The following is a 25,800-nucleotide window of genomic DNA, read 5'->3' on the forward strand; positions in this document are numbered from 1 at the left end:
GCAGGCCGTCTGAGCGACCGCTCCTTTCAGCGGGCGTACTCGATCGCCCGTGACTCCCGGATGACGGTCACCTTGATCTGGCCGGGGTACTCGAGCTCCTTCTCGATCTCGCGGGCGATCTCGTGGGAGAGCACCACCGCGGCGTCGTCGTCGATCGCTCCCGGCTGGACCATGATGCGGATCTCGCGGCCGGCCTGCATCGCGTAGACCTTGTCGACGCCGGGGTGCCGGGTCGCGATCTGCTCGAGGTCGCGCAGGCGCTTCACGTACTGCTCCAGCGACTCGCCGCGCGCACCCGGGCGGGCGCCCGAGAGCGCGTCGGCGGCCTGGACGATCACCGCTTCGACGGTCTGGGGCTCGACCTCGTTGTGATGCGCCTCCATTGCGTGGGCGACGGCCTCCGACTCGGAGTGGCGGCGGGCGAGCTCGCCCCCGACGAGCGCGTGCGGCCCCTCGACCTCGTGGGAGACGGCCTTGCCGATGTCGTGCAGGAGCGCCGCGCGGCGGGCGGTCTTCGCGCTGGCGCCGAGCTCGTCGGCCATGAGCGCGGCGAGATGCGCCGTCTCGACCGAGTGGGCGAGCACGTTCTGGCCGTAGCTCGTGCGGAACTTGAGGCGGCCGAGCATCTTCACGAGCTCGGGATCGAGCCCGCCGACGTTGGCCTCGAGGACGGCGGCCTCGCCCTCCTCGAGCATGTGGCTCTCGAGCTCGGACTTCGCCTGGTAGTAGGTCTCCTCGATGCGGGCGGGATGGATGCGCCCGTCCTGCAGGAGGCGCTCGAGGGTCATGCGGGCGATCTCGCGGCGGACCCCGTCGAATCCGGAGAGCACGACCGCGTTGGGTGTGTCGTCGATGATGAAATCGACGCCGGTGAGGTTCTCGAGCGCGCGGATGTTGCGGCCCTCACGGCCGATGATGCGCCCCTTCATGTCGTCGGAGGTCAGCTGGACGACGGAGACCGTGGTCTCGGCGGCGTGGCTCGCGGCGAGCCGCTGCATCGCGATCGAGAGGATCGAGCGGACGCGGCGCTCGGCCTCGCGCTTGGTCTCCTCCTCGATGGAACGCAGCAGCTTGGCGTGCGCGTGGCGCGCCTCCTCCTCGATCTCGCGCAGCAGGAGGGTCTTGGCCTGGGAGGCGCTGAGCCCGGAGACGCGCTCGAGCTCGCGCTGCAGCAGCGCGCGGTCGCGTCCGAGCCGCTCGCGGGCCTCGCTGAGCTGCGCGCGGTCGGCATCGACCTCGCTGACGCGCTTGTCGAGCTCGAGCGTCCGGCGCTCGAGGTCGCGCGCCTGGCGGGCGAGCTCCTCGGCCGCGGAGCTCTGCCGCTGAGCGTCCTCGGCGGCCGCCTCGGCGCGCTCGGCCGACGCCTCGGCGCGCGCGAGAGGTGGCGCAGCTGCCCCCCGCCCACGTGCCACCAGCGCGGCCGCGGCGACGAAGCCCACGGCGAGCACGATGGCCGCAATCAGTATCTCCATCCCCGGTTCCTCCCTCCGCCGCAAGCGGCGGCAGGTTCGTATCAGCGTATGGAGCGACCGACGGGCCCCGCGGGGCACGACTACGACGGGCATCGCGGCGGCAGCCGCGTATCAGCAGACGACGAAGGTGGCTGATTGAGAGGTTGAGACCCGGGTCCTTTTCCCGGCGAATGAGTGTCTGGACGTCGTCACGTTCTGAGACCGTCGTGTCAGAATCTACGGATTTGCTGCGGTTTCATGCCCCGAAGGGTCCTATCGTTCGCTGCCCGGCATCCTAGCCCTGGACGGCCTTGTGCGCAATCGAACGATGTGGTTCAAACGGCGGCGCACGAGGTCTTGTGCGGAGGCGGGCGCAGCGAGCGGCCGCGCCCTGTCGCTGACGGGAGGCCACCCCCTCTGACTGACGAGCGGCCGCGCCCTGCCGCGCCCTCCCACTGACGCCAGGCCTCCCTCTCTCACTGACGAGAGACCGCGCCCCTCTCACTGACGAGAGGCCGCGCCCTTCTGACTGACGAGAGGCCGCGCCCCTCTCACTGACGAGAGGCCGCACCCCTCTCACCGGGGCCGGTGGTACCAGGGGTCGGCGTCGAAGGCGGCGGTGAGCGCGGCCCGGCCGTTCTCGAGCACCGGTTCGCCGTGGGTGACGAGCACACGGTCGAAGTCGAGCCCGGCGAGCGGGCGCAGCGTCGGCTCGAGCCGCTCGCGCGACCAGCGCAGGCGCGACTCGGTGAGCGGGCGCTGGATCCAGACGCGCAGGCCGCCACCGTCCGCGGGCTCGACGGCGACCACGGCGTCGCCGAACGCGATCGCCCGTGCCTCCGGGATGAGCAGCGGCATCTCGCGACGCCGCGGGCTTCCGATCGCGAACGCCTGGATGCCGTGTGGCAGCTCGTCGCCGGGCGTGATCGCGGCGAACGGCGCGTCGCCCTGGAGGCGGTCGCCGACCCGCTCATGGCCGATGATCCGCACGCCATGGTCGCCACCCCACCGGCGCCACGCCTGCTCGGCGCTGCGGACGTGATACGGGATGGTGATCAAGACGAGCACGTCGCGCGCATCCGCCACGATCGCGTCGAGGCCTTCCGGCGGTTCGTTGCCGTCGAAGAGCGGATCCACGAGGAGGCAGTCGGCGCCGGCGAGGATCGCGAAGCAGCCGACCTCCGAGCCGAACCCCGTCAGCGATGGATGCCACTCGGGGTGGCGCAGCGTCCATCGCCAGAGGCCGGGTGCGAGCTGATGCAGCACGGACATGGCGCTCACCTGCCCACTGCCGGCCGGTCGCCGGATCGTGGGGAACGCCATGTCGCGCACCGCGTCAGGTCTGCAGGTCGAGGATCGCGGCGGCGAGCCATGCGACCTCCTCGTCCCATGACGCCACGGCGTCCGTCGGGCGCAGCACGAACTTCGACAAGCCGGCGTCGATGTGGCGCTCGATCGATGAGCGGAGCTCCTGCGCGCCCACGGGCAGCAGCTCCCGAGGGTCGAGATCGTCGCGCAGGACGCGGAGCCGGGCCAGAGCCGATGGATCCGGATCGGCTCGGGCGTAGCCGATGCTCAACCCGAAGTGCTCGGGATCGAACCGGCGTTCGGCGCGGCTGGCCGCGCGCTGGATCCGGCGACGCGCACGCTCGGCCTCGTCGGGGGTGAGCGTCGACCCGAGCCACCCGTCCGCGATGCGCCCGGCACGGTCCAAGGACGTGCCCGCCCGCCCGCCGAGCCAGACCTCCAGAGGATCCTGCACCGGCCGGGCTGCCGCGGCCACAGTGCTGAACGACCACCGAGGCGAACGGTGGTCGACCACATCGCCGGCCCACCAGGCGCGCACGAGCCCGAGCGCCTCCTCGAGGATCGCGCCGCGATCGGCGCCCTCGACGCCGAGCGTCTCGCGTTCCTCCGGCGAGCCCAGGCCGGGCACGAAGCTCAGGAGCAGACGGCCGCCGGTGAGCCGGTCGAGCTGTGCGAGCTCCTTGGCCAGGAGGAACGGGTTGCGGCCGAGCGGGACGACGTTCGCGCCGAGGTGGCAGCGCCGGGTCCGCCCAGCGAGCACGGCGAGCCCGAGGAGCGGATCGAGAACCGGAGCGAGTGGAAGGTCCGACAGCCAGATGCCGTCGAAGCCGCTCGTCTCGACCGCATCGCCGAAGCGGGCGAGCTCCTCGCCGTCCAGCGGACCTGAACCAGGAGCGACGGCGAAGCGGATCTTCATCGGCGGTCCACCTCGGTGGGGCTACCCGTGCCGCGCGATCCAGAACGGCGCCATCGCGAATGCGTCGGCCGGCGTCAGGCCTCGCGCTCGAACGCGCGGACCGCGTCGTAGGCCAGGTCGAGGCTGTACCCGCGGCGGGCGAGCAGGCCCAGCGCGCGCTCACGGCCCCGGTCGTCGCCGGGCGCCGCGCGCAGCTTCTGGCGCAGCACCTCCACGGCGGCGGCCAGCTCATCCTCGACCCCGCGCGCGGCGAGCGCCGCCTCGACGGCCTCGCGGTCGACGCCCATCTGCGTGAGCCGGCGGCCGATGCGGTCAGGTCCCCACCCGTCCAGCGCCCGCCGGTCCTCCGCGAACGTGCGCGCGTAGCGCGCATCGTCGAGGTAGCCCTGCTCGCACAGCTCCGCCACGGCCTGCTCGATCGCGTCGGGCTCGACGCGCCGCCCCTCGAGATGGCGGCGCATCTCCAGGACGGTCCGGTCGCGACGGGCCAGGTAGCGGTACGCGGCGTCCAGCGCCCGCTGGCGCCGGACGGCGGGATCGGAGTCGGGAGCGGACACGGCGGTCACCTCGCCCATCGCGGACAGGTCGGCGAGGTCGCTCAGAGGCGAACCGCCGACGCCGCCCCACGCGAGGGTCAAGCCAGGGCCTCTTCCTCGAGCGCCGGCATCTCGGGCGCCACGTCCTGATCGGCGTCGAGCGGCGCCACGCCATTGGGGTCGATGCCCTCGGCCGCGTAGATCTTCGCCTCGATCTCCTGCGCCACCTCGGGGTGCTCGTCGAGGAACCCCTTGGCGTTGTTGCGCCCCTGCCCGAGCCGCTCGCCGTTGTAGGAGAAGAACGAGCCCGACTTGCTGACGATGTCGTGCTCGAGCCCGAGGTCGAGGATGCAGCCCGACGTCGAGATGCCCTTGCCGAACTCGATGTCGAACTCCGCCTGGCGGAACGGCGGCGCCACCTTGTTCTTGACGACCTTCACCCGGACGCGGTTGCCCACCGCCTCGGTGCCGTCCTTCAACGTCTCGATGCGCCGGATGTCCAGGCGCTGCGACGCGTAGAACTTCAGGGCGCGACCGCCCGGCTGCGTCTCCGGCGAGCCGAACATCACGCCGACCTTCTCGCGGATCTGGTTCGTGAACAGGCACATGGTCTGCGTGCGGTTCAGGTTGCCGGCGAGCTTGCGCATCGCCTGGCTCATCATCCGCGCCTGCAGGCCGACGGTCTGGTCGCCCATCTGCCCCTCGAGCTCCGCCCGTGGCGTCAGCGCGGCCACCGAGTCGATCGCGATGACGTCGACCGCGCTGGAGCGCACGAGCATGTCGGCGATCTCGAGCGCCTGCTCGCCGTAGTCCGGCTGCGAGACCAGCAGCTCGTCGATGTCGAGCCCGATCCGCTGCGCGTACAGCGGATCCATCGCGTGCTCGGCGTCGATGAACGCGCACACGCCGCCGAGCTTCTGCGCCTCGGCGAGGATGTGGTACATCAGCGTGGTCTTGCCGGATGACTCCGGGCCGAAGACCTCGACGATGCGCCCGCGGGGCACGCCGCCGATGCCCAGCGCGAGATCGAGCGACAGCGCGCCGGTCGGAACGGCGTCGACCTTCACCCGCGCACCCTCGTCGCCCATGCGCATGACCGACCCCTTGCCGAACTGGCGCTCGATCTGCGCAAGCGCTCCCTGGAGCGCGGCATCGCGGGCCTTCGCGGCCTTCTCCTGGTCGGTGACGCTCATGTCAAAGCCTTTCCATCGTCGAGTGGACTGCACGTATCGTGAGCCTGACGCCGGACGGATCGCGGGGAAACACCTGTTCGTGTCGATCCGCAGGCGAAACCGTCACAGCTCTGTGCGCGCCACGGGCTCGTAGCGCGCGCCGCGCGGCGACAGCCGCGAGCGCAAGAGCGTGAGCGCCGGCGCGGCGAAGGTCCCGGCCTCCGGCGGGCTCGCCGCCTCGACCGCCGCGCGGCGGTCCCGGCTCACGCGTCCATGCGCGCGTACGCGAGCGACCGTCGCGTGCGCCAGGAACGGCCGCGGTTCCGCCCGGAAGCCGATCGCGTCCGCCAGCGCCGCGACCACGCCGGCCTGCATCGCGCCCAGCGCGCCGTCGCCGTCGGCCACCTCGACGGCGAGCACACGCGGCCGGCCGCGCGGCAGCCACAGCACGCCGCCCAGGGACAGCGCGCGCACCGGCCGGGCGAGCGGGCCCAGCAGCGCCGACACCGCCGCGACCTCCTCGTCCGAGCGCTCGCCGAGGAACGCCAGCGTCAGGTGCAGGGACTCGGGATCGAGGACCCGCAGCGCGTCGTCGCGGGGCGCCCACGCCACGAGGGCGACCCGCACGGCCTCGGGGAGCTCGGCGGCGACGAAGCAGCGCATCGCGAGATGATCGCGCGTGCCGGTGTCGTCGCGTTCACGGCGTGCAGCGCCGTCGGCGCGACAGGACCCGGATCCGGTCCGGTGCGGTCCCGGCGAGCCTGTCGCGTTCACGGCGACCAGCGCCGTCAGCGCGACAGGACCCGGATCCGGTCCGGTGCGGTCCCGGCGAGCCTGTCGCGTTCACGGCGACCCGCGCCGTCAGCGCGACAGGACCCGGATCCGGTCCGGTCCGGTCCGGTCCCGGCGAGCCTGTCGCGTTCACGGCGACCCGCGCCGCCAGCGCGACAGGACCCGATCCGATCCGATCCGGTCCGGTCCGGTCCCGGCGAGCCTGTCGCGTTCACGGCGACCCGCGCCGTCGACGCGACAGGACCGCGCACCGGGCGAGCGAGGCAGGCACACCACCGCGCGACCCCGCGCCGACCCCCGACCGCACCACCGCCCCCCAGCCCCGCGCCGCGCGAGCCCGCCCCGCGCCCCGCGACCCCGCCCCGCGGCGCTCCACGCCCACGCCCACGCCCCGCGCCCGCGCCGCCCTACTCGTCCCCCACCGGGCCGCCCTCCGTCGCCGCCGGCCCATGCGTGCCGCTCGGCTCCCCGGCCGCCGCGGCCGACGGCTCCGCCGCCCGCTCGCCCGGCGCATCCGACTCCCCCATCAGCAGCCGCCGCAGCAGGTGCAGCGCCACGGTCGTCGAGCGGTCGCGGACGTCCGCGCGCCCGCCCGGCAGGTGCACCCGGCGCGTCAGCCGCGCCACCGGATCGACGTCCCCGCGCGACACCGACAGCCACACGGTCCCCACCGGCTTGCCCTCCGTGCCGCCCCCCGGCCCGGCGATCCCGGTGATGCCGACGCCCACCTCGGCGTGCAGCGCCGCCCGCGCCCCATCCGCCAGCGCCTTGGCGACCTCCTCCGACACCGCCCCATGCTCGGCGATCAACGAGGCAGGCACCCCGGCCAGCTCCGACTTCGCCTCGTTCGCGTACGTCACCAGCCCGCCCGGGAAGTACTCCGACGCCCCGTCGAGCTCGGTCAGCCGCGCGGCGAGCAGCCCGCCCGTGCACGACTCCGCGCAGGCGACCGAGATCCCCGACGACCGCAGCATGTCCGCGACCTGGGTGTCCACGGACCGCCCGTCGTCGGAGAACAGGACGTCCGCGTGCCGCGACCGCACGACGTCCTCGAAGGCGCGGTACACGTCATCCGCGCCGGGCTCCCACCGGCTCACGATCTCGATCTCGCCGCGCCGCAGGCAGGTCGTGATCTCGAGCGCATCGAGGTCGACCCCGCCCTCGCGCGCGACCCGCATCGTCGCCGCGATCTCCGACTCCGGAATGCCGAACAGCCGCAGCATCTTCGACCGGTACGAGCTCGCGCCCGCCAGCACGGCCCGGAACTCCGCCGTCTCCACCGCCGCCGGCCACATCGCCTGAAGCTCCCGCGGCGGCCCGGGCAGCACGACGACCACCGGGAAGCGCGAGCCCGCCGACGACGGCGCGGGGGCCACCACCAGCCCCGGCGCGGTTCCCACCGGCGGCAGGATCGCCGCGCCCCGGGGCACGACCGCCTGCTTGCGGTTGGCGCGGCGGATCGCGTCCTCGTCCAGATGCGGCCATCGCGTCCGCAGCCCCGACAGGATCTCCCAGATCCGCGCCTCGGTCGCCTCGTCGAGCACCATCTCGCGCCCCTGGAAGCGCCCGACGATCTCCGCCGTCCGGTCGTCCTCGGTCGGCCCGAGCCCGCCGCTGGTGATGATGAGCTCCAGGCCCTGCCGGGCGAAGAAGCCCAGCGCCGCCAGCATGTCGTCATCGCGGTCGCCGACCACGACGGTGTGGGCATGGTCGACCCCCAACGCGAACAGCTGGTCCGACAGCCACGGCCCGTTGCGGTCGACCACCCGGCCCGTCAGCACCTCCGTGCCCGTGACGACGACGCCCGCGCGGACGCTCATGCCGCGCAGGTGGGCCGGCGGCTGTCGGGCAGGCTCTTGCGGCCCTTGGGCGTGATCTCGTAGCCGATCGGGTTCGAGGACTCCGGCACGTTGAATGACTTCCCGTTGATGCGCAGCACGACGGAGCCGTTACCCAGCCCGATGCGGAACCGACTCGACCGGAACGTCGCCGAATCGTTGCCCGCGACCAGGACCTGCCCGTTGACCAGCGTCCGCCCGCCCGCGGCTTCGAGGCATACGTAGACGGGCGCGGTGGGCCGCACCTGCAGCCGCACGAGCGACGGCGCCGCCGCCTTCCTGCGCTTCTTCTTCCCGCCCGAGCCCGAGGACGGCGTGGTGCGCGGCGTCGTGCTCGTCGTCGTCGTGGTGGTGGCCGCCTCGGTCGCGCCGCCTCCGCCCCCGTCGCCCGAGCCGCCGCCTCGGCCCAGGAAGTACAGCGCCGCGACGAGCGCCACGATGGCGATCCCGACGAGCCACAGCCGGCCGCCGTACCCGCGCGACGGGCGCCGGCGGTCGCGCTGGCCCGGCGGGACGATCGGCTGCAGCTCGACGTCCGACAGCCGCTCGTACTGCAGCTTGTACTCCTCGACGAGGCGGCGCGCGTCGAGGTGGAGCGCCTCCGCGTACGTGCGCAGGAAGCTCTTGACGTACGTGGGCCCCGGCAGCAGGTCCCACTCCTCGTTCTCCAGGGCACGCAGATACTTGGCCCGGATCTTCGTCTGGGCCTCGATCTCGGAGATGTCGATCCGGGCGCGCATGCGCGCCTCCCGGAGCGTGGCGCCGATCTCGGGCATGGGCGGCAGGCTACTCGTCGTCCGGTACGGGGACGGCCTGCTGCGCCGTGGCCTCCGAGGACCCGCCGCCGCCCTCCTGGCCGTCGCGCAGCGCGGCGATGAAGCGCTCCGCCTCGGTGGGTCCGACCAGCACCTGGCGGGGCTTGGAGCCCTCGTACCCGGAGATCACGTTGCGGCGCTCGAGCATGTCGATCAGCCGCCCCGCCCGGGTGTAGCCGAGCCGCAGGCGGCGCTGCAGCATCGAGGTCGAGGCCGTCCCCATCTCGGCCACGAGCCGGATCGCGTCCTCGAGCAGCGGGTCCTCGTCGGGGTCGAAGTCGTCGGGCTCGGAGGCCGCGACCTCCTCGGGCTCCTCGACCTCCTCGAGCAGGTCCTCGCGCAGCTCCGGCTCGCCCTGCCTGCGCCAGAAGTCGGTGATCGCCTCGATCTGCGGCTCGTCGATGTACGCGCCCTGGATGCGCTGGAGCTTCGACGAGCCGACGGGCGAGTAGAGCATGTCGCCCTTGCCGAGCAGCGACTCGGCGCCGTTCTGGTCGAGGATCACCCGCGAGTCGGTCTGCGACGACACCGAGAACGCGATGCGCGACGGCACGTTGGCCTTGATCATGCCCGTGATGACGTCCACGCGCGGCGACTGCGTGGCGAGCACGAGGTGGATTCCGACCGCGCGCGCCTTCTGGGCGAGCCGGATGATCGAGTCCTCGACGTCGGCGGGCGCCACCATCATCAGGTCGGCGAGCTCGTCGATGACGCACAGGATGTACGGCAGCGCGGTCTCGCCGCGGTCCTCGCGGCGGCGGTTGAGCTCGGGCAGCGACCGGGTCTTGGCCAGCGACATCGTCGAGTAGCGGTCCTCCATCTCCTTGACGAGGTTCTGCAGCGCGTTGGCCGCGACGCGCGGGTGCGTGATGACCGGGGTGAGGAGATGCGGGATGCCCTCGTAGTGGTTGAGCTCGACCTGCTTGGGGTCCACGAGCACCAGGCGCACGTCGTGCGGGTCGGCCTGCAGGAGGATGCTCGACAGCATCGCGTTCACGCAGGCCGACTTGCCGGCGCCGGTGGTGCCGGCGACGAGCAGGTGCGGCATCTTCGCCAGGTCCGCGCCGATCGCGCGGCCTGCGACGTCCTTGCCGAGCCAGATCGTCAGCGGCGACCAGTCGCCGGGCTTCTCGCTCATCACGTCGCCGAGCTGGACGATCTTGCGCCGCTCGTTGGGCACCTCGACGCCGACCGCGGTCTTGCCCGGGATCGGCGCGAGGATGCGGATGTCGGTCGCGGCGAGCGCGTAGGCGAGGTCGTCCTTGAGGTTGGCGACCTTGCTCATCTTCACGCCGGGCGCGAGGCGCACCTCGTAGCGCGTGATGTGCGGTCCCGCGACGGTGCCGACGACCTTCGCCTCCACCCCGAAGTGTCCGAGCGCCTCGATCAGCGCGCGCGCCGTCTTCTCCTGTCCGGCGGTGTCGGGCCGGGCCTGCTCGGCGGTCGAGCGCGACAGCAGCCGGACGCTCGGGCGCTTCCAGATGAAGTCCGGGCTCTCGGTGACCGAGGCCCGATAGCGGCCCTGCGGCGTGAGGTCCTCCGGATCGACGGCGAGCGTCGGCGCCGGCTCCTCCTCGGGCTCCGGCTCGAGGTCGGGGTCCTCGATCGCCTCGTGCTCGCCCGTCGGCTCGGGCTCGTCGAACAACGGCTCCGGTTCCGGCTCGGGCAGCTCGTCCGCGGTCCCGAAGACGTCGGAGAAGCGCTCCTGGAGGTCCTCGACGCGCGCGACGACGGGCTCGGAGTCCTCGGGCTCGGGGACCACGACGCGCTCCCGGCGCGAGCGGCCCGCCGCCGGCTTGGCCGGGGCGGGCTTCGGCGTGCGCAGCGAGCGAGTCGTGTCCGCCACGTGCGCGCCCGTCGCCTTCAGCACGCCGGCCAGCGACGCGCCCGTGATGAGCAGCACGCCGGCGAGCAGCAGGAACACCGAGACGATGTGGCTGCCGACCGTCCCGAGCAGCGTGCTCGTCAGCCAGTACAGCCCTTCGCCGAGCGCCCCGCCCCGCTCCTTGATCCAGGCGGCGTCCCACGAGACCCGCTCGCCGCCCGGCCCGAGGCCGAGCGTGCCGGCGGCGAGGGCGAGCGTCAGCGCGGCGAACAGGCAGACGGCGCCCGACCGAAAGGGCCGCACGGCGGGCAGCACCGGGCGCAGGATGAGGATCGCCCCCGCGGCGAACAGCGCGACCGGCGCGACGTAGCGCACGCCGCCGATGGCCAGCGCGAGCGCGTCGACGAGCGCTTCGCCCGCCTTGCCGCCCTGCCAGTCGCCGTACAACAGGAACGCGAGGAACACGCCCACGGCGATCAGCCCGAGCCCGATCAGATCGAGCTGGCGCTGGTCGAGGGTCGGGCGGCGCGGGGAGGAACGCCGCGCGCGCGTGCGCGGCTTGGGCTTCTTCTTGGCCATCAGGCACGCTCCTTCGACGCGCACCCCCCATTGCCTCCCTTTAGATGCGGCCGTACCATCGGGCCTCATGGTCGAAGGCCGCTCTCCCCGCGTGCTCGTCGTCGAGGACGACGAGGACATCGCCCTTGCGCTCCAGCGTTCGCTGCGCCTCGAGGGCTACGACGTCCGCATCGCACGCGATGGCGAGGTCGCGCTCGACGACTACCGCCAGTTCCTCCCCGATCTCGTGCTGCTGGACCTGGGCCTGCCGAAGCTGGACGGGATCGAGGTCGCCCAGCGCCTGCGCTCCGACGGCGACGTGCCGATCCTCATGCTCACCGCGCGCGACGCGGTCGAGTCGCGCGTCGAGGGCCTCGACTCGGGCGCCGACGACTACCTCGTCAAGCCGTTCGAGCGCCAGGAGCTGCTGGCGCGCATGCGGTCGCTGCTGCGCCGGCGGCCGCCGCGCGGCGAGGCGAACCTCGCGGTCGGCGACCTGCTGCTCAACCCGGACACGCACGAGGTCCATCGCGGCGAGCGCTCGATCGAGCTGACCCAGCGCGAGTTCGAGCTCCTCGAGTTCCTCATGCGCAACGAGCGCATCGTGGTCTCGCGCCAGCGCCTGCTCGACGAGGTCTGGGGCTACGACCCGTTCTCGACGACGAACACCATCGAGGTGTTCGTGTCGAACCTGCGCCGCAAGCTCGAGGCCGGCGGCGAGCCGCGGCTTCTGCACACCATCCGCGGGGCGGGGTACGTGTTGCGTGCTTGAGCGCATCCCCATCCGCTGGCGGCTGGCGGGGACCTCGGCCGCACTGATCTTCGTGATCCTCTGCACGTTCGCCGTCGTGGTGGGCGAGCTGACGCAGAGCCGCATCCGGTCGGACTTCCAGCACGACGTCGCGGCGGGCGCCGACGACCTCCGCGACCGCATCACCATCCGCATCGAGGGCGGGCACCTCATCCGCCCGTCGCAGAAGACGCTCGACCTCTACGCCGGCGGCGACAGCGCGACGATCCGCCTGCTGACGCCCGACGGCCGGCTCGTGCGCACGACGAGCGGCGCGCCGAACCTCGGCCCGAGCGTCGACCGCACCCAGGAGGTCAACGGCTACCGCGTCGAGACGCGCCCCGTGCAGCTGGAGCCGTTCGGCACCATGCTGGTCCAGTACGCGCGGCCGGTCTCCGACATGGAGAAGACGCTCGAGCGCGTGCGCCTCTTCCTGCTCTTCGGCGTGCTCGGCGGCACCGCGCTCGCCCTGCTCGCCGGCCTGACGATCGCCCAGCGCGCGATGTCGCCCATCGCGTCGCTGACCGCCCGCGCCGAGGAGATCCGCCGCACGCGCGACCCCGGCCGCAGCGTCCCGGTGCCCCAGGCCGACGACGAGATCTCCGAGCTCGCGCGCACGCTCGACCGGATGCTGCGCGCGCTGGACGCAGCGCAGCACGAGACCGAGGCCAGCCTCGTCCGCCAGCGCGAGTTCGTCGCCGACGCGTCACACGAGCTGCGCACGCCGCTGACCAGCGTGCTGGCGAACCTCGAGCTGCTCGCCGACACGCTCGACGGCGAGCAGGGCGAGGCGGCGCAGTCGGCGCTGCGCTCGTCGCGGCGGATGCGGCGCCTCGTCGCCGACCTGCTCCTGCTCGCGCGGGCCGACGTCGGCCGCGAGACGCCGCGCCACCCCCTCGACCTGGGGCGCACCGTCATCGAGGCGGCGTCCGAGCTCGAGCCGGTCACCGGCGACCACGAGCTGCACGTCGACGTCGAGCCGGTGACGGTGCTCGGCGCGCGCGACGACCTGCACCGCGTCGCGCTGAACCTGATGGAGAACGCGATCCGGCACACGCCCGCGGGGACGCGCGTGCAGGTGTCGGTGCGGCGCGACGGCGGCGACGCGGTCCTCGTGGTCTCCGACGACGGCCCGGGCATCCCGGAGGCACTGCGCGAGCGCGTCTTCGAGCGTTTCGTGCGCGGCGGCGGCGAGGTGTCGGGGTCCTCAGGGCTCGGCCTGTCGATCGTGCGCGCGGTCGCCGAGGGCCATGGCGGCTCGGTCACCCTGGCGGCGGGCGCGGGCGACCGCGGCACCCGCTTCGAGGTCCGTATCCCGGCGTCGCAGCAGGCGCCGGCCGAGCGCCCGGCGCGGACGCTCGTCAGCTCGTAAGGCCCGTGGCGGCCGCGAGCGGGAGCCACACGCGGAACGTCGTGCCGCCCGCGTCGGAGTCGACGGCGATCGACCCGTCGTGGCGGTCGACGACGATCTGGCGCACGGTGTCCAGGCCGAGGCCCGTGCCGCGCCCGACCTCCTTCGTGGTGAAGAACGGGTCGAAGACGTGGCCGACGATGTCGGCCGGGATGCCCGGCCCGTCGTCCGCGATCTCGACCACCGCGCAGCGGTCCTCGCGGCGCGTGCGCACCGTGATCGTGCCGTGGTCGCCGAGCGCGTCGATCGCGTTGTCGAGCAGGTTCGTCCAGACCTGGTTGAGCTCCGCGCCGCGCATGCGCAGCGGCGGCAGGTCGCGGTCGTAGTCGCGGACGACCTCGATCTCGGTGTGCTTGAGCTTGTGGCCCATGAGGGTGAGCGTGCTCTCAAGGCCCGCGTGGACGTCGGCGTCCACGACCTCGCCGCGGTCCATGTACGCGTAGGTCTTGACCGCCGCGACGAGGCGGCTCATCTGCTCGGTGGAGGCGCGCAGCTCGTCGGCCAGGCCGCGGGCGGTCAGCGCCGCCGCGACCCAGGCGATGGCCGCGCCGGTCGCGGGCCCGGCCAGGGCGGCCACGCGGTCCAGCCACTCGCCGTCGACCCCGGCCACGGCGAGCGGCTCGGCCAGCTCCCAGGCCCGTGGGACGTCGAGGTCCTCCAGGCGCTCGAGGAGGTCCTCCTCCGCATCCGCGACGTCGAGCGCGTCGAGGGCACCGCGCTGGTCCGCCCGCGCCAGCGCCTCGCGCTGCAGCGCGACGAGCCCCTCGGCCTCGATGCGCTCGACCCCCGACTCGACGAACGCGCCGAGGGTCCGGCTGATCACCTTCAGCGCGTCGGCGAGCTGCTCGGCGGAGCGCTGGGCGGCGGCGGCGGGGTTGTTGAGCTCGTGCGCCAGGCCGGCCGCCATCTTGCCGAGCGACTCCATCCGCTCGCGGTTCTGCTCCACGCCGGCCAGGCGGTTCATCACCGGCGAGACCGCCCGCATCACCTTGCGGTGGACGGGCGGGTTGCCGAGCGCGAGGCGGCGGAAGTCCTCCCCCGGGACGATCGCGAGGGTGACCGGCGTGAGCGCGCGCATCGACACGGGCAGCGGCTCCTCGGTGAGCGCGGCGATCGCCCCGATCCACGTCGGGCCCTCCTGGCGGCCCGTCGGCTCGATGCGCCCGTCGATCGACATGGACGCCTGCGCCGTGCCCCGCAGCAGGCAGAGCAGGCCGCGCGGCGCGGCGCCCTGCTCGGCGAGCGCGTCGCCGGGCTCCAGCTCGCTGACCTCCGCGACCTCGGCCCAGTGCCGCAGCTGCTCGTCGTCGAGGTCGTCGAACAGGTCGACCGGGCGCAGGTCCGCGACGGTGGCGGCCCGGGTCATGCCGTCGCGAGGTACTCGTGGATGAGGGTGACGGCCATCGAGCCCTCCCCGACCGCGCTGGCGACGCGCTTGACCGACCTCGCGCGGACGTCGCCGGCGACGAAGACGCCGGGCACGCTCGTCTCGAGCACGTACGGGTCGCGGTCGCGCTTGAGCGGCCAGCGCTCGTCCGGGACGTCCGGTCCGGCGAGGATGAACCCGCGCTCGTCGCGGGCGACGACCCCCTCCAGCCAGTCGGTATGTGGCGCCGCGCCGATGAACACGAAGCACGCGTCGACCGGCTCGGCCGTCTCGGTGCCGTCGGGCCCCCGGATCGTGAGCTCGCGCAGCCGGCCGTCGCCGTCGGCCGCGACCGCCTGCGAGCGGGTGCGCACCTCGATGTTCGGCAGCTTCGCGATCTGCTCGATGAGGTACGTCGACATCGAGGAGGTCAGCGACTCGCCGCGCACCAGCATGATCACCTCGGCCGCGAACGCACTGAAGTGCACGGCCGCCTGTCCGGCCGAGTTGGCCCCGCCGATGACGACGACCCGCTGCTGCTTGCACGCGCGCGCCTCGGTCATCGCGGCGCCGTAGTAGATGCCGGCGCCGGTGAGGCGCTCGAAGCCCGGCGAGTCCAGCTGACGATAGGAGACGCCCGAGGCGACGAGCACGCAGTTCGCGCTGAGCGACCCGCCGCCGCTGAGACGCACGAACCGGCCCGATCCCTCGACCTCGAGGGCGGTGGCCTCCTGGACGCTCAGCAGCTCGGCGCCCAGGCGGCGGGCCTGGGTCGTCGCGCGGGCGGCGAGCTCCGAGCCGCTCAGGCCGCGCGGGAAGCCGAGGTAGTTCTCGATGCGGCTCGACTGCCCGGCCTGGCCCCCGGCCGCCTCGCGCTCGACCATCACGGTGCGCAGGCCCTCGGAGGCGCCGTAGACCGCGGCGGCCAGCCCGGCGGGGCCGCCGCCGACGATGACGAGGTCGTAGTGGTCGAGCGCCGGACGGGCGGCGATGCCGAGGCGCTCGGCGATCTCGAGCGTGCTGGGCCGCTCGAGCACGCTGCCGTCCTCGAGCAGCGCGACCGGCAGGCGGTCGGGCGCCACGCCGGCGACCGCGACGAGCTCGCGCGCCTCGCCGTCGCGCTCGATGTCCAGCCAGCGGGCGGGCACGCGGTTGCGGGCGAGGAAGTCGCGCAGCTCGTGGGTCTCGCGCGAGAAGCGGTGGCCGATGACGCGCACGCCGCCCGCCTCGAGCGCGGCGCCGGCCTCCCACACCGCCAGCAGATCCTCGAGGACGGGATAGAGCTCCTCCTCGGGCGGATCCCACGGCTTCAGCAGGTAGTAGTCGAGGTTGACCTCGTTGATGGCGGAGATCGCCGCCTCGGTGTCGGCGTAGGCCGTCAGCAGGACGCGCTTGGCATCCGGGACGATCTGGCGCGCCTGGACGAGGTACTCGGTACCCGCGAGCCCGGGCATCCGCTGGTCGGCGATGAGCAGGGCGACCTGATCGCCGCGGGTGCGCAGCTCGCGCAGCATCTCGAGCGCCTCCTCGCCGCCGCCGGCCCGCAGGACGCGGTAGCGGTCGCCGAAGTTGCGCCGGAGGTCGCGGGCGATGGCGGCGAGCACCGCGGGCTCGTCGTCGACGGTGACGATCGCCGCGCGGCGGCGGCGATCGGACTCGGCCCGCTCGCCGGGGCCGGCCTCCTTGACGCTGGCGGTCATGGCTTGACGCTACAGGTCGCGCCAAGCCGCCCGGCGCTACTCGCCGCGGTCGATCCGCGCGAGCGCGATCCGCTCCTCGGCCGGGTCGACGGGCTCACCGCGCTCCAGCGCCGCGACGACCTCGTCGAGCGTGCGGCCCGACCTGCTGAACACGAGCCGTCCGTCGCGCATCACCAGTGCTGGAGCGGAGCCGCCGCACACGCCGCCGGGGTCCGATCGGTTATCCGAGTGCATTGGTAGGATTATGGGCGTGATCTTCACGACCAAGGCGGAGTACGGCGTGCGGCTCCTCGTGGAGCTCGGCCGCCAGGGGATCGACTCCCCCGTGTCGCTCAAGGCGATCGCCGAAGCGGAGAACCTGCCGCTCGGCTACCTCGAGCACGTCGTCGCGCTGCTGCGCAAGGCGGATCTCGTGGAGAGTACCCGCGGCGCTCGCGGGGGCTACCGGCTCGCGCGGTCGGCCGAGTCGATCACGATGGACGAGGTCGTCGTCGCCCTCGAGGGGTCGATCGCCCCGATGGACTGCTTCTTCGACGAGGCCGAGAGCCGCGTCTCGTGCTCCCATCTCAACGACCACGGCAGCGGCTGTGCAACGAAGCTGCTGTGGACGCGCGTGCAGGGCTCCGTCGTCGACGCGCTGCGGCGCACCACGCTGGCCGAGCTCGTCGTGTTCGGCCCCGCGCGCGAGCGCGAGCTCACCCCTCTCACCCACTGACACAGGCTTCCAGGAGACCATGGCGCATCTCGAGATCAAGAACCTCCACGTCCAGGCCGGGGACAAGCAGATCCTCAAGGGCCTGGACATCGACGTCCGCAGCGGCGAGGTCCATGCCCTCATGGGCCCCAACGGCTCGGGCAAGTCGACGCTGGCCAACGCGATCATGGGCCACCCGGGGCTCGAGGTCACCGAGGGCCAGATCCTGCTCGACGGCCAGGACATCACGGAGGCCGATCCCGACGAGCGCGCGCGCCTCGGGCTGTTCATGGCGTTCCAGTATCCGGTGTCGATCCCCGGAGTGACCATCACGAAGTACCTGCGCATGGTCATGAACGCCCACCGCGAGCACCGCGGCGAGGCCGACATCTCGCTCAAGGACTTCCGCAAGACGGTCGAGTCGGCGATGGAGCTGACGAACGTCCCGAGGGAGTTCTCGGCGCGCTACCTCAACGAGGGCTTCTCCGGCGGCGAGAAGAAGCGCCTGGAGATCCTCCAGCTCGCGCTCCTGCGGCCGCAGATCGCCGTGCTCGACGAGACCGACTCTGGCCTCGACATCGACGCCCTGAACGTCGTCGCCAACGGCGTCAACACCGTCACCAAGGGCAGCGGCATGGGCACGCTGATCATCACCCACTACCAGCGCATCCTGCACCTGGTCCAGCCGAACCGCGTGTCGATCGTCTTCGACGGCCGGATCGTCAAGGAGGGCGGCCCCGAGCTCGTCGACGAGCTCGAGCGCCACGGGTACGGCTGGATCCGCGACGAGGTCGCCGCAGGCGCCTAGGCACCATGGAGCCCCGCGGGTTCACCCACTCCGACGTCTCGGCCCTCGTGGACACCTCATCGGGTGCCATCCTCGACGTCCGCCACGAGTTCCCCGTCCTCGAGCAGGAGGGGCTCGTCTACCTCGACAGCGGCGCGACCGCGCAGAAGCCGGCCGCCGTCATCGAGGCGATGGATGCGTTCATGCGCCACGAGAACGCGTCCGTGCACCGCGGCGTCTACCCGCTCGCGGTCGAGTCGACCGAGCGCTTCGAGACGGCGCGCGCCCGCGCGGCCGGCTGGCTGCGCGCGCCGGCGCGCGGCACGATCTTCACGAAGAACGCGACCGAGGCGATCAACCTCGTCGCATACGCGTGGGGTCTCGACAACGTCGGCGCCGGCGACACGATCGTCGTCACCGAGATGGAGCACCACTCCAACGTGGTGTCCTGGCAGATCCTCGCGCAGCGGGTCGGCGCACGCGTCGAGTACGTCCGGGTCGACGGCGACGGGCGCCTCGACCTCGAGACCCTCGACGCGCTGCTGGCGCGCGAGCCGAAGCTCGTCGCCGTCGCCCACGTCTCCAACGTGCTCGGCACGATCAACCCAGTGGCCGACATCGTCGCCCGGGCGAAGGCCGCGGGCGCCGTCACGGTCATCGACGGCGCGCAGGCGGTGCCCCAGATCCCGGTCGACGTCGGCGCGATCGACGCCGACTTCTACGCGTGGACCGCGCACAAGGTGTACGGGCCCACGGGGCTCGGCATCCTGCACGGCCGCCCGGCGCTGCTCGAGCGGATGTCGCCGTTCATCGGCGGCGGCCACATGATCTCGCTCGTCTCCGACCAGGAGTCGACCTGGGCGGAGATCCCGGCGAAGTTCGAGGCGGGCACGTCGCCGATCATCGAGGCGGTCGGCATGGGCGCGGCCGTCGAGTGGCTGCAGGGCATCGGCATGGACCGCGTGCGCGCGCACGAGCTCGACCTCGTCGCCTACACGCTCGACCGGCTGTCCGAGATCCCCGGCCTGACGCTGCACGGCCCCCGCGAGCCCGAGGCCCGCGGCGCGGTGGTCTCGTTCGCGCTCGACTACGCCCACCCGCACGACGTGGCGGAGATCGTCGCGCGCCGCGGCGTCTGCGTGCGCGCCGGCCACCACTGCGCGCAGCCGCTCATGCGCTGCCTCGGCGTCGGCGCCACCACGCGCGCGTCCTTCGCGGTGCACAACGACCGGGCCGACGTCGACGAGCTCGTCGCCGCCCTGCACGACGTCCACGAGGTGTTCGGATAGCGATGGACGAGCTGTACCGCGAGCAGATCCTCGAGCACTACAAGCGCCCGCACAACTGGGGCGAGATGGAGGCCCCCGATCTCGAGGCCGAGGACCACAACCCCCTGTGCGGCGACCAGCTGAAGGTCATGCTGCGCGTGAGCGACGACGGGACGATCGAGGATGTCCGCTTCGCCGGGCACGGCTGCGCGATCAGCCAGGCCGCCGCGTCGCTGTCGTCGGACGAGGTCAAGGGCATGAAGGTCGACGACCTGCTGCGCCTGGACCGCGCGTTCGTACTCGATCTGCTCGGCATCGACATCTCCGCCACGCGGATGAAGTGCGCGCTCCTGACGTTGAAGGTGCTCAAGAGCGCGGGGCTCGGCCACACCGCCGACTGGGAGTCCGAGACCCCGGCCTCCGAAGCGGAGGCGCGACCTTGACACTGACCATCGACATCTGCCCGCTCGCGGAGCTGCCGCCGGGCGAGCGCCGGATCGTGTCCTTCGAGGACGTCGAGATCGGCGTGTTCAACTGCAACGGCGAGCTGCTGGCCATCGAGGACCGCTGCTCGCACGACGACGGGCCCCTCGCCGAGGGCGAGCTCGACGCCGCGGCATGCACCGTCGAGTGCCCGCGCCACGGATCGGTGTTCGATCTGCGCACGGGCAAGCCGATGACGCTGCCCGCCTACATGCCCGTAGACACCTTCCCCGTCCTCGTCGAGGACGGCCTGATCAAGCTGGAGGTCGACTGAACCATGGCTACCCCTGAAGTCATCGCCGAGCAGGAGGCCCTGGCGCACATCAACTCCGATTACACGGAGCGCTACGGCTTCCATGACGCCGAGAACTACCTGTACAAGGCCCCAAAGGGCCTGACGCGCGAGCTCGTCGAGAAGATCTCGGAGTTCAAGAGCGAGCCACAGTGGATGCGCGACTTCCGCCTGAAGGCGCTCGACCACTTCCTCGCGCGCCCGATGCCGACCTGGGGCTCGCCGATGCTGGCCGAGGTCGACTTCGACGACATCCACTACTTCGTGCGCGCCTCCGAGCGCTCCGAGCGGTCGTGGGACGACGTCCCCGAGGACGTGAAGAAGACGTTCGACCGCCTGGGCATCCCTGAGGCCGAGCGAAAGTTCCTCTCCGGCGTCGGCGCGCAGTACGAGTCCGAGGTCGTCTACCACCAGGTCAACGAGGAGCTCGAGAAGCAGGGGGTGATCTTCACCGACATGGACACGGCGCTGCGCGAGCACGAGGACATCGTGCGCGAGTACTTCGCCACGATCATCCCGCCCAACGACAACAAGCTCGCGGCGCTCAACAGCGCCGTGTGGTCGGGCGGCTCGTTCGTCTACGTGCCGCCGGGCGTCCACGTCGAGATGCCGCTGCAGGCCTACTTCCGCATCAACACGGAGAACATGGGCCAGTTCGAGCGCACGCTGATCATCGCCGACGAGGGCTCCTACGTGCACTACGTCGAGGGCTGCACCGCGCCGACGTACTCGTCGTCGTCGCTGCACTCCGCGGTCGTCGAGCTGTTCGCCAAGCCGGGCGGGCGCATCCGCTATACGACGGTGCAGAACTGGTCGAACAACGTGTTCAACCTCGTGACGAAGCGGGCGGTCGCCGAGACCGACGCGACGGTCGAGTGGGTCGACTGCAACCTCGGCTCGAAGCTGACGATGAAGTACCCGTCGGTCTACCTGATGGGCGAGCGGGCGCACGGCGAGATCCTGTCGATCGCGTTCGCCGGCACCGGCCAGCACCAGGACGCGGGCGGCAAGATCGTCCACGCCGCGCCGAACACGACGTCGAACATCTTCGCCAAGTCGATCTCCAAGGACGGCGGGCGCTCGTCGTACCGCGGCCTGCTCGAGGTCGCCAAGGGCGCCCACGGCTCGAAGTCGAAGGTGGTCTGCGACGCGCTGCTGCTCGACGAGGCGTCGCGGTCGGACACCTACCCGACGATCCGCATCGGCGAGGACGACGTCGACGTCGGCCACGAGGCGACGGTGTCGAAGGTCGGCGAGGAGCAGCTCTTCTACCTGCAGTCGCACGGGCTCCAGGAGGAGGAGGCGTCCAAGCTGATCGTCAACGGCTTCATCGAGCCGATCGTCAAGGAGCTCCCGATGGAGTACGCGGTCGAGATGAACCGCCTCATCGAGCTTCAGATGGAGGGCTCGATCGGATGACCGAGACGGCCACGGACATCATCGCCGCCCGCAGGACGCGGGCGCTCGACTCGCTCGGTGTGCTCGTCATGCCGGCGTTCCGCGGAACGCCGGGATGGGAGTTCACGCCGATCGACAAGCTGTCGCTGGACGACTTCGAGCCCGCACCGGGTGGCGAGGGCGACGGCCTGCTGTCCCTCGGCGACGCCATCGTGCCGGGCGACGCCGACCCGGTGGCGGACGCGCCGGTCGTGCTGCCGCTCGCGATGGCGGCGGAGCGCCTGCCGGCGGTCGTCGAGCGTCACCTCGGCTCGCTGGTCGGGCCGGACTCGCCGTTCTCCGCGCGCAACGACGCGCACTGGACCGACGGCGCGCTCGTCTACGTGCCGCGCAACGTCGTCGTCGAGGAGCCGATCGTCCTGACGAACGTCCACGAGCAGGCCGGCAGCGCCCTGCACTGGCGGACGCTGGTCGTGCTCGACGAGGGCGCGGAGGCGACGATCTTCGACCAGACGGTGTCGGCCTCCGACGGCGAGGGACTCGTCAACGGGGTCGTCGAGCTGATCGTCGGCGAGAACGCGACGCTGCGCTACGTCGGCGTGCAGGACCTCAACGAGAAGACGTGGGTGTTCGGCAACGAGCGCGCGACGATCCTGCGCGACGGCACGCTGGACTGGGTGACGCTCGGCTTCGGCGGGGCCAACGGAAAGGTGTTTCTCGAGACGACGCTGGCCGAGCCGGGCTCGAGCGCGCGCGTCACCGGCGGCTACGCGACGCGCGGGCGCCAGCACCTCGACTTCGACACCCGCCAGGAGCACGCGGCGCCGGACACGGTGAGCGATCTCGCGTTCCGCGGCATCCTCGCCGACCGCTCGAGCGCGGTGTGGCGCGGGATGATCAAGGTCGACCCGGGCGCTCAGCGCATCGACGCCTTCCAGGAGTGCCGGAACCTGCTCGTGTCGAAGAAGGCCCACGCGGACGCGATCCCGGGCCTGGAGATCCTTGCCAACGACGTGCGCTGCACGCACGCGGCGGCGATCGCCCAGATCGACCCGGACCAGGTGTTCTACCTGCGCTCCCGCGGCCTCGACGAGGACGACGCGAAGCGGCTCGTGGTCGAGGGATTCCTCGGCTCGCTCCTCGAGCGGTTCCCGGAGGGCCCGCTGCGCGACGCGCTGGCGGGCGCGCTGGACCACCGTCTCGCCGTCCTGCTCGGCGACTAGCTCCCCTCCGTTCGCACCGAGCGTCGACGTTCTTGGCCTGAGGCTGAGCAACTCGACGCTCGGTCGGCGTGCCCGCGTTCGGCGGGCACGAGGGCGAGGCCGGCCGCGCTACGCGATGGCGGGAACGAGCTGCACGACGCGGTCGATCAGCGCCTCCTGGTGTGGTTGGAGCTCCTGCTGGCCCATGCCCGCCGGGAACGCCTGGAGGACCGTGTCGCGCACCTCGGTCTCGATGCCGGACAGCGCCTCGACGATCGCCAGGCCGCAGAACGGGACGAGCTCTGCGGAGTAGCCGCCCTCGTGGGCGAGCACGAGGCGGCCGCCGCACAGCCGATCGGCGGCGTCGACCATGATCTTCGCGAGCCGGCCGAAGCCGCTCGGCGAGAGCATCATCCGCCCGAGCGGGTCCATCGCGCTGGCATCCAGGCCGGAGGCGACGATGATGAGCTCCGGGCCGAACTGCTCCAGCGCGGGGACGACGATGCGCTCGAAGGCGGCGGCGTAGGCGCCGTCGCCCGACCCCGGCGGGAGCGGGACGTTGACGTTGTAGCCCTGGCCGGGGCCTTCGCCGTTCTCCTCGACGGTGCCCGAGTTCGGCGGGAAGCAGTTGTCCTGGTGCAGCGAGATCGTCAGGACGCTCGGGTCGGCGTAGAAGGCGGCCTGCGTGCCGTTGCCGTGATGGACGTCCCAGTCGACGATCGCGACGCGCGACAGCCCGCGCGCCTGGCGCGCGTGATGCGCGGCGACCGCGATGTTGCCGAAGAGGCAGAAGCCCATCGCCGCGTCGGGGAGCGCGTGGTGGCCGGGCGGGCGGACGAGCGCGTAGGCGGTGTCGACGGTGCCGTCGAGGACCGCGTCGACGGCGGCCATCACACCGCCCGCGGCGAGCAGCGCGACCTCGTAGGAGCCCTTGCCGATCACCGTCGAGCCGTCGATCCCCTCGCCGCCGGCGCCGGCCGAGAGCGCCCGGATCTGCTCGACGTACTCGGCCGTGTGGAAGCGGCGCAGCTCCTCGACGGTCGCCGGCCGCGGCTCGATGCTCACGAGCTGGTCGAGCAGCCCGCTGACGTCGAGCAGGTTGCGAAAGCGGCGCTTCGTGTCCGAGTTCTCGGCGTGGCGCCAATCGGGCTCGAGCCAGCCCGACGCATCGGAGAGAAACGGGCCGCTCGCGCGTCCCGTGTTGTGCCACATGTACCGCTCATGCCACACGAACCCAGTCGCCATCGCTCTCCTCCTTCGTGAGCGTCCCGCCCGTGCAGGACCGCCAACGCGCATGCTAAGGCAGGGGCAGGGGTGCCCGGCGGGATGCACCCTGTAGCGTGCCGAGGGCATGGGTCGGGGTCGCGAGCACGAGCGCGCAGCGGGTCCGGCGCTCGTCGACCGCGAGGGCATCCTGCGCGACCTCAGCCGGCACCTGGCCGCGGCGTGGGCGTCGTTCGACCGCCCGCGATCGGCGGAGCCGGAGGCCGACGCCGAGCTGATCGGGCGCCTCGGCGCCGGCCTGCCGGAGGAGCCCGGGGACGCCCAGGCCGCGCTCGGCGACGCGGTCCACGTCCTCGACGCGAGCGTGTCCCCGTCGCGGCCGCTGTTCCTCGCCTACGTCGGCTCCAGCGGCCTGGAGGTCGGCGTGCTCGGCTCCGCGCTGTCGGCGGCGTACGACGCGAACCTGGCCACGGCCGCCGGCGCCGCCGACCTCGTCGATCGCCAGGCGGTGCGCTGGGTGGCGCAGTTCGTCGGGTTCCCGCTCGGGGAGGGCACCTTCACCAGCGGCGGCCAGACGTCGAACCTCACGGCGCTGCTGGCCGCCCGGGAGCACGCGCTGCCGGGCGCCCGCGAGCACGGCATGGCCGACCGCCGCGGCGCGGTGTACTGCTCAGACGAGGCGCACCACTCCGTCGTGCGCGCGGTCGAGGCCGCCGGGCTCGGGCGCCGCTGGGTACGCCGGCTGGCCATCGACGAGCAGCGGCGGATGCGCGTCGACGCGCTCGCCGAGGCGCTGGCCCGCGACCGCGCCGACCGAGTGACGCCGGTCGCGGTGGTCGCGACGGCCGGCACGACGCTCACGGGCGCGGTCGATCCGCTCGACGCGATCGCCGACGTGTGCGCCGAGCAGGACGTGTGGCTGCACGTCGACGGCGCGTACGGCCTGCCGGCCGCCGCCACCGCCACGGCGGGCCGCCACTTCCACGGGCTCGAGCGCGCCGACTCCGCCACCGTCGACGCGCACAAGTGGCTCGGCGTCCAGAAGAGCTGCAGCCTCATCCTGATGCGCCGGTCCGGGCCGCTGCGCGCGGCGTTCGGCCACGAGGAGCGCTACATGCTTCACGAGGCGGATGTCGCCAACCCCGTCGACCTCACGCTCGAGTACACGCGGCCGTTTCGCTCGCTGCGGCTGTGGCTGGCGCTGCGCGTCCACGGCGCCGCCCAGTTCCGGACGTGGATCGAGCGCACGCTGCACAACGCCGCGCTGCTGGCCGACGCCGTCCGCGAGCATCCGCGGTTCGAGCTGCTGCACGAGCCGATGCTCTCCACCGTCTGCTTCCGCCACGTCCCCGCTGCGATGCCCGCGGACCGGATCGACGCCCACAACGAGCGGCTCGCGCACGCCATGCAGCGCGACGGGCGGATCTTCCTCGCGCCCGCGGTCGTCGACGGGCAGACGTGCCTGCGCACGTGCTTCGTCAACTACCGCACCACGCCGGACGCCGTGCCGCTCGTGCTCGACGTCGCCGGCGAGCTCGGCGATGCGCTCAGCCGCGACGCCCGCTGAGGGCGCGCTCAGTCCGCGCCGGCCCAGCCGAGCCGGTTGCGGGTGCGCTGCGGCAGCGCGCTGACGACGAGGTCGTAGGAGTCCTCGATGAGGTCGCGGACGAGCTGGTCGGGCAGGCTGCCGTCGAGCGTGATCGTGTTCCAGTGGCGCTTGTTGAGGTGATAGCCGGGACGGATCGCGGCGTAGCTGCCCCGCAGGGCGACGGCGATCTCCGGCTCGCACTTGACGCTGACCTCGAGCGGCTCGCGGCGGTCGAGCGGCGTCAGGGCGAACATCTTCCCGGCGACCTTGAACACCGAGTGCTCGGGCCCGAACGGAAAGTCCTCGATCGCCCCGGTCCGCCCGAGGCAGTATGCGCGTAGCTCCTGGGCGTCCACCGGCGCAATCGTCGCACCTGCAGGACACGC

At 72.5% G+C, this 25,800-nt stretch carries 23 protein-coding genes and 1 pseudogene; 10 read left to right on the plus strand and 14 right to left on the minus strand.

Features of this window, described 5'->3' with window-relative positions; all coding sequences use genetic code 11:
* Window positions 1-26 precede the first annotated feature (26 nt).
* The 9 genes and pseudogenes from rny to DSM104329_RS15530 form a co-directional block, all read right to left on the minus strand.
* Window positions 27-1,472 carry a ribonuclease Y gene (gene rny, locus DSM104329_RS15490; protein WP_259310747.1) on the minus strand — a complete coding sequence of 482 codons (1,446 nt, stop codon included), beginning with the start codon at window positions 1,470-1,472 and terminating at the stop codon, window positions 27-29.
* A gap of 555 nt (window positions 1,473-2,027) precedes the next feature.
* Complete coding sequence (locus DSM104329_RS15495; RefSeq protein ID WP_259310748.1) at window positions 2,028-2,723, minus strand: hypothetical protein; 696 nt, start codon at window positions 2,721-2,723, stop codon at window positions 2,028-2,030.
* Window positions 2,724-2,787: 64 nt separating this feature from the next.
* Window positions 2,788-3,675 (minus strand): LLM class flavin-dependent oxidoreductase, encoded by an 888-nt coding sequence (locus DSM104329_RS15500; RefSeq protein WP_259310749.1) that lies wholly within the window; start codon window positions 3,673-3,675, stop codon window positions 2,788-2,790.
* 74 nt (window positions 3,676-3,749) lie between these two features.
* Window positions 3,750-4,313, minus strand: coding sequence for a regulatory protein RecX (locus DSM104329_RS15505; protein WP_259310750.1), 564 nt, complete (start codon window positions 4,311-4,313; stop codon window positions 3,750-3,752).
* Window positions 4,310-5,404, minus strand: coding sequence for a recombinase RecA (recA, locus tag DSM104329_RS15510; RefSeq protein WP_259310751.1), 1,095 nt, complete (start codon window positions 5,402-5,404; stop codon window positions 4,310-4,312). Before recA ends, DSM104329_RS15505 begins: the two co-directional genes overlap by 4 nt.
* 102 nt (window positions 5,405-5,506) lie before the next feature.
* Complete coding sequence (gene thpR / locus DSM104329_RS15515) at window positions 5,507-6,046, minus strand: RNA 2',3'-cyclic phosphodiesterase (RefSeq protein ID WP_259310752.1); 540 nt, start codon at window positions 6,044-6,046, stop codon at window positions 5,507-5,509.
* 656 nt (window positions 6,047-6,702) lie between these two features.
* A pseudogene (locus tag DSM104329_RS15520) lies at window positions 6,703-7,995 on the minus strand (competence/damage-inducible protein A); the annotation flags it as partial.
* Window positions 7,992-8,789, minus strand: coding sequence for a helix-turn-helix domain-containing protein (locus DSM104329_RS15525; protein WP_259310754.1), 798 nt, complete (start codon window positions 8,787-8,789; stop codon window positions 7,992-7,994). The pseudogene DSM104329_RS15520 and the gene DSM104329_RS15525, both read right to left, overlap by 4 nt.
* Before the next feature lie 10 nt (window positions 8,790-8,799).
* Window positions 8,800-11,232: an FtsK/SpoIIIE family DNA translocase gene (locus tag DSM104329_RS15530; RefSeq protein ID WP_259310755.1), complete on the minus strand. Its 2,433-nt coding sequence runs from the start codon at window positions 11,230-11,232 to the stop codon at window positions 8,800-8,802.
* Between the two features lie 67 nt (window positions 11,233-11,299).
* On the opposite strand from DSM104329_RS15530, the gene DSM104329_RS15535 reads away from it, so the two are divergent.
* Window positions 11,300-11,983: a response regulator transcription factor gene (locus DSM104329_RS15535; RefSeq protein WP_259310756.1), complete on the plus strand. Its 684-nt coding sequence runs from the start codon at window positions 11,300-11,302 to the stop codon at window positions 11,981-11,983.
* Window positions 11,976-13,373, plus strand: coding sequence for a sensor histidine kinase (locus tag DSM104329_RS15540; RefSeq protein WP_259310757.1), 1,398 nt, complete (start codon window positions 11,976-11,978; stop codon window positions 13,371-13,373). Before DSM104329_RS15535 ends, DSM104329_RS15540 begins: the two co-directional genes overlap by 8 nt.
* On the opposite strand, the gene DSM104329_RS15545 is transcribed toward DSM104329_RS15540, so the two are convergent.
* Genes DSM104329_RS15545 through DSM104329_RS15555 form a run of 3 tightly spaced genes read right to left on the minus strand, consistent with a single transcriptional unit; the run spans window position 13,363 to window position 16,712 of the window.
* Window positions 13,363-14,778 (minus strand): ATP-binding protein, encoded by a 1,416-nt coding sequence (locus DSM104329_RS15545; RefSeq protein WP_259310758.1) that lies wholly within the window; start codon window positions 14,776-14,778, stop codon window positions 13,363-13,365. The genes DSM104329_RS15540 and DSM104329_RS15545 overlap by 11 nt on opposite strands.
* Window positions 14,775-16,478: an FAD-dependent oxidoreductase gene (locus DSM104329_RS15550; RefSeq protein ID WP_259310759.1), complete on the minus strand. Its 1,704-nt coding sequence runs from the start codon at window positions 16,476-16,478 to the stop codon at window positions 14,775-14,777. Before DSM104329_RS15550 ends, DSM104329_RS15545 begins: the two co-directional genes overlap by 4 nt.
* A 36-nt stretch (window positions 16,479-16,514) precedes the next feature.
* The gene (locus DSM104329_RS15555) at window positions 16,515-16,712 is read right to left on the minus strand and encodes a hypothetical protein (protein ID WP_259310760.1); all 198 of its coding nucleotides are present in this window, start codon (window positions 16,710-16,712) and stop codon (window positions 16,515-16,517) included.
* A gap of 16 nt (window positions 16,713-16,728) precedes the next feature.
* On the opposite strand from DSM104329_RS15555, the gene DSM104329_RS15560 reads away from it, so the two are divergent.
* Genes DSM104329_RS15560 through sufD form a run of 7 tightly spaced genes read left to right on the plus strand, consistent with a single transcriptional unit; the run spans window position 16,729 to window position 22,623 of the window.
* Window positions 16,729-17,193, plus strand: a complete 465-nt coding sequence (locus DSM104329_RS15560) for an RrF2 family transcriptional regulator (RefSeq protein ID WP_259310761.1) — start codon at window positions 16,729-16,731, stop codon at window positions 17,191-17,193.
* A gap of 19 nt (window positions 17,194-17,212) precedes the next feature.
* On the plus strand, window positions 17,213-17,980 hold the full coding sequence (gene sufC / locus DSM104329_RS15565) for a Fe-S cluster assembly ATPase SufC (protein WP_259310762.1): 768 nt from the start codon (window positions 17,213-17,215) through the stop codon (window positions 17,978-17,980).
* 5 nt (window positions 17,981-17,985) lie between these two features.
* Window positions 17,986-19,248, plus strand: coding sequence for an aminotransferase class V-fold PLP-dependent enzyme (locus DSM104329_RS15570; protein ID WP_259310763.1), 1,263 nt, complete (start codon window positions 17,986-17,988; stop codon window positions 19,246-19,248).
* 2 nt (window positions 19,249-19,250) lie between these two features.
* Window positions 19,251-19,670 (plus strand): iron-sulfur cluster assembly scaffold protein, encoded by a 420-nt coding sequence (locus DSM104329_RS15575; RefSeq protein WP_259310764.1) that lies wholly within the window; start codon window positions 19,251-19,253, stop codon window positions 19,668-19,670.
* Entirely contained in the window at window positions 19,667-19,984 is a 318-nt protein-coding gene (locus tag DSM104329_RS15580; protein WP_259310765.1) for a Rieske (2Fe-2S) protein, read from the plus strand. The genes DSM104329_RS15575 and DSM104329_RS15580 overlap by 4 nt, the downstream gene beginning before the upstream one ends.
* 3 nt (window positions 19,985-19,987) lie before the next feature.
* Entirely contained in the window at window positions 19,988-21,421 is a 1,434-nt protein-coding gene (sufB, locus tag DSM104329_RS15585; RefSeq protein WP_259310766.1) for a Fe-S cluster assembly protein SufB, read from the plus strand.
* Window positions 21,418-22,623, plus strand: a complete 1,206-nt coding sequence (gene sufD, locus DSM104329_RS15590; protein ID WP_259310767.1) for a Fe-S cluster assembly protein SufD — start codon at window positions 21,418-21,420, stop codon at window positions 22,621-22,623. The genes sufB and sufD overlap by 4 nt, the downstream gene beginning before the upstream one ends.
* Before the next feature lie 108 nt (window positions 22,624-22,731).
* On the opposite strand, the gene DSM104329_RS15595 is transcribed toward sufD, so the two are convergent.
* Window positions 22,732-23,847, minus strand: coding sequence for a class II histone deacetylase (locus DSM104329_RS15595; RefSeq protein WP_259310768.1), 1,116 nt, complete (start codon window positions 23,845-23,847; stop codon window positions 22,732-22,734).
* A gap of 106 nt (window positions 23,848-23,953) precedes the next feature.
* On the opposite strand from DSM104329_RS15595, the gene DSM104329_RS15600 reads away from it, so the two are divergent.
* Window positions 23,954-25,393, plus strand: a complete 1,440-nt coding sequence (locus tag DSM104329_RS15600; protein ID WP_259310769.1) for a pyridoxal phosphate-dependent decarboxylase family protein — start codon at window positions 23,954-23,956, stop codon at window positions 25,391-25,393.
* 8 nt (window positions 25,394-25,401) lie between these two features.
* Here the strand turns inward: DSM104329_RS15600 and DSM104329_RS15605 are convergent, their stop codons facing one another.
* Window positions 25,402-25,770: an MmcQ/YjbR family DNA-binding protein gene (locus tag DSM104329_RS15605; protein WP_259310770.1), complete on the minus strand. Its 369-nt coding sequence runs from the start codon at window positions 25,768-25,770 to the stop codon at window positions 25,402-25,404.
* Window positions 25,771-25,800 lie beyond the last annotated feature (30 nt).

Source organism: Capillimicrobium parvum, from assembly GCF_021172045.1.
GTDB lineage: Bacteria > Actinomycetota > Thermoleophilia > Solirubrobacterales > Solirubrobacteraceae > Capillimicrobium > Capillimicrobium parvum.

Coding starts and splice junctions, on each gene's coding strand:
- sufC (WP_259310762.1), top strand. CDS start 17,213: ATGGCGCATCTCGAGATCAAGAACCTCCACGTCCAGGCCGGGGACAAG.
- sufB (WP_259310766.1), top strand. CDS start 19,988: ATGGCTACCCCTGAAGTCATCGCCGAGCAGGAGGCCCTGGCGCACATC.
- DSM104329_RS15575 (WP_259310764.1), top strand. CDS start 19,251: ATGGACGAGCTGTACCGCGAGCAGATCCTCGAGCACTACAAGCGCCCG.
- DSM104329_RS15535 (WP_259310756.1), top strand. CDS start 11,300: ATGGTCGAAGGCCGCTCTCCCCGCGTGCTCGTCGTCGAGGACGACGAG.
- DSM104329_RS15525 (WP_259310754.1), bottom strand. CDS start 8,789: ATGCCCGAGATCGGCGCCACGCTCCGGGAGGCGCGCATGCGCGCCCGG.
- DSM104329_RS15495 (WP_259310748.1), bottom strand. CDS start 2,723: ATGTCCGTGCTGCATCAGCTCGCACCCGGCCTCTGGCGATGGACGCTG.
- DSM104329_RS15530 (WP_259310755.1), bottom strand. CDS start 11,232: ATGGCCAAGAAGAAGCCCAAGCCGCGCACGCGCGCGCGGCGTTCCTCC.
- DSM104329_RS15500 (WP_259310749.1), bottom strand. CDS start 3,675: ATGAAGATCCGCTTCGCCGTCGCTCCTGGTTCAGGTCCGCTGGACGGC.
- DSM104329_RS15545 (WP_259310758.1), bottom strand. CDS start 14,778: ATGACCCGGGCCGCCACCGTCGCGGACCTGCGCCCGGTCGACCTGTTC.
- thpR (WP_259310752.1), bottom strand. CDS start 6,046: ATGCGCTGCTTCGTCGCCGCCGAGCTCCCCGAGGCCGTGCGGGTCGCC.
- DSM104329_RS15555 (WP_259310760.1), bottom strand. CDS start 16,712: ATGCACTCGGATAACCGATCGGACCCCGGCGGCGTGTGCGGCGGCTCC.
- DSM104329_RS15550 (WP_259310759.1), bottom strand. CDS start 16,478: ATGACCGCCAGCGTCAAGGAGGCCGGCCCCGGCGAGCGGGCCGAGTCC.
- sufD (WP_259310767.1), top strand. CDS start 21,418: ATGACCGAGACGGCCACGGACATCATCGCCGCCCGCAGGACGCGGGCG.
- rny (WP_259310747.1), bottom strand. CDS start 1,472: ATGGAGATACTGATTGCGGCCATCGTGCTCGCCGTGGGCTTCGTCGCC.
- recA (WP_259310751.1), bottom strand. CDS start 5,404: ATGAGCGTCACCGACCAGGAGAAGGCCGCGAAGGCCCGCGATGCCGCG.
- DSM104329_RS15600 (WP_259310769.1), top strand. CDS start 23,954: ATGGGTCGGGGTCGCGAGCACGAGCGCGCAGCGGGTCCGGCGCTCGTC.
- DSM104329_RS15570 (WP_259310763.1), top strand. CDS start 17,986: ATGGAGCCCCGCGGGTTCACCCACTCCGACGTCTCGGCCCTCGTGGAC.
- DSM104329_RS15595 (WP_259310768.1), bottom strand. CDS start 23,847: ATGGCGACTGGGTTCGTGTGGCATGAGCGGTACATGTGGCACAACACG.